General features: G+C 38.6%; 1 protein-coding gene. It reads left to right on the top strand.

Annotation, left to right across the window (positions count from 1 at the left end; all coding sequences use genetic code 11):
- The first annotated feature begins 342 nt into the window (after positions 1 to 342).
- Positions 343 to 1,761 (top strand): sodium:alanine symporter family protein, encoded by a 1,419-nt coding sequence (locus AN392_RS18035; RefSeq protein ID WP_010391487.1) that lies wholly within the window; start codon positions 343 to 345, stop codon positions 1,759 to 1,761.
- Positions 1,762 to 2,781: the final 1,020 nt, after the last annotated feature.

The raw sequence follows: 2,781 nt of genomic DNA, 5'->3' as shown, positions 1-2,781 counted from the left end.
GCATATTACGCTTTCCTATTTTTTTGTCAACACTTAATTTTGTTAAACTTGAAAGTTTTCAGAACTAAGTTTTACTCGACTCACTGAGTTGCTCATGCCTCGCTATGCGTTGCGCTCTGCCGTCTCAGTGGGGTCGCATTATAGGGCTAATCGATTTTAACGCAAGCGTTTTTAAACGCTTTTTTGCATTTAATTTTTACCCCAAAGATACCCCACCTAGGCACACAAGATACTCACAAAACCCTGTGGATAACTCATTTTTTTGCGCTGTTTACTAAACTATTTACCTTGCTTGTGGTAAGTTGCGGCGCATATTTACAACTCGTTCACTAGGCAACACACATGACAGATATAATAAATAGTATAAGTGGTCTCTTATGGGGTCATATTTTAGTGTACTTATTAATAGCCGCTGGGCTATTTTTTACCATACGTCTTGGTTTCATCCAATTTGTACAATTCCCACACATGATTAAAGTCATGTTTCAAAGTCGCCAAGGGTCAGATGGCGGTATTTCCTCTTTTCAAGCTTTCTGTACTTCTTTAGCCGCCCGTGTTGGTACCGGTAATATGGCAGGTGTTGCAGTCGCACTTTATTTAGGTGGTGCTGGTGCTATTTTTTGGATGTGGTTAATTGCTTTGATCGGTATGGCCACTAGTTTTGCAGAAAGCACATTGGCTCAAGCTTACAAAATACGCGATGAAGAAGGCAACTTCCGTGGAGGCCCTGCTTATTATATGGAATACGGACTTGGCAAGCGCTGGATGGGCATCGTGTTCTCACTATGTTTAATTTTAGCCTTTGGATTAGTTTTTAATGCGGTACAGTCAAACTCTATCGCTGCAGCTTTTGAAGTCGCCTTTGGTATTCCTAACTATATAGTAGGTATTGCACTTGTAATTGGTTCAGGCATCATCATATTTGGTGGCCTAAAAACAATTTCACGATTTGCTGAATTAGCAGTGCCATTTATGGCCGCTGCCTACTTAATTGTTGCACTATATATATGTGCTGTAAATTACACTGAGTTGCCTGATGTGTTTATGCATGTAATTAGAAGTGCTTTTGGTCTTGAACAAGCTGGCGCTGGTGCAATTGGTTATGGTGTAATGCAAGCAATGATCCAAGGGATCAAGCGCGGGTTATTCTCAAACGAAGCGGGTATGGGTAGCGCAGCTAACGCTGCAGCAACTGCAACTCCTAACCCACCTCACCCTGCATCACAAGGCTATGTACAAATGCTAGGTGTATTTGTAGATACTATTATTATTTGTACTGCCACTGCCGCTCTTATTTTATTATCAGAACAGTTAGTACCAGGCTCTGATGTAACGGGTATAGCACTTACACAAGCAGCGCTTGAGGAACATGTTGGTAGCTGGGGTGCAATATTTGTTGCAGTCGCTATTTTGTTTTTTGCTTTTACATCAATTGTAGCTAACTATTCTTATGCAGAAACGAACTTATTGTTTTTAGAGCATAACCATGCATCTGGCATGCTGATCTTCAGATTATTAGTGTTAGGTATGGTGATGTTTGGTGCCCTTGGTGAATTACCATTAGTGTGGACTCTAGCTGATGTGTCTATGGGCCTAATGGCGATTGTAAACGTAATCGCGCTATTTATGCTCTCAGGAGTTGTGGTATGGCTTGCCAAAGATTATAACGCTCAACGACGTGCTGGTAAGTTACCGACGTTTGATCCAAGTAAAAACAACAAGCTTAATAAAACTATTCCGAAAGGTATTTGGCACAAATAACTTTAAAGTGATTTAAGTTAAAAACCCGGAACGGCCATGGCCATTTCGGGTTTTTTATTGTCTAGTACCAACTCACTTAATTAAGTAACCTATATTGAGCTAGATAAACCTGTTAATAGCAAAGCAAAAATTTCGATGTTTAGTTGTTCTATATGAGGAGTTTTAACTCAACTAGCGTCTGGTTTGGCCTCTCAAAATAATTAAGTATTATTGCGGATTGGTATAAGCCTCGTCTTTATACCAATTCGCTTAATTAAGTGGTCTATTTTGAGGCTGGAAAAACGTGTTGATAGCTAGGCAAAAAATTTGCTATTTAGTTGTTCTAAATGAGACTTTTTTAACGCAGCTAGTGACACGTTTAGCCCCGTAAAATGATTATGTATTATTGCGGGTTGGTATTATATTACTCATAGCAGTACCCACCTAGTGAGACCCAATCAAACACATTAGCATCATCAAGCTTCTCATATCCCTTATAAGCGATTAGTTAAACAGTTTACATCAACGCTCTTAATACATTTTGTGGCATTGTAATGGTGTTAATAGAAATAAGCTTATGCCGACTTTCACTTATGTATCAAACGAAGCACAGCCACTACTTCCATTTAAGAGCCTTGTACCACTGCTTTTATATAAATAGCTTAATATTAGTACTCTATTGTGAGGTATGAAAATCTTATCGATAGCAAAACTTAAATTTAGTATTTTGTTCTAAATGAGAGGTTTTTCCGTAGCTAGCGTCAGGTTTGAGCTATAAAAATGATCAGTGGTAATATATTGATGGGATAAGCTTTTGAAAAATGTGAGACTTAAAGATCTCAAACAAACGTAGTAATTTAGTGTAAGGAATAAGATACTAGTTTGATAATGCGATTTTATAATTAATGGTTTAATCAAAGAATAGTTAAACTAGAATAAATAAGGAAAGTATAAAGTGGTGCCCGAGGCCGGACTTGAACCGGCACGACTTGTTAGTCGAGGGATTTTAAATCCCTTGTGTCTACCAATTCCACCACTCGG

The sequence above is a fragment of the Pseudoalteromonas sp. P1-16-1b genome (genome assembly GCF_001401785.1).
Lineage (GTDB): Bacteria > Pseudomonadota > Gammaproteobacteria > Enterobacterales > Alteromonadaceae > Pseudoalteromonas > Pseudoalteromonas undina.
Note: the sequence above shows the minus strand (reverse complement) of the source record. Positions and strands in the feature narration are given on the sequence as shown.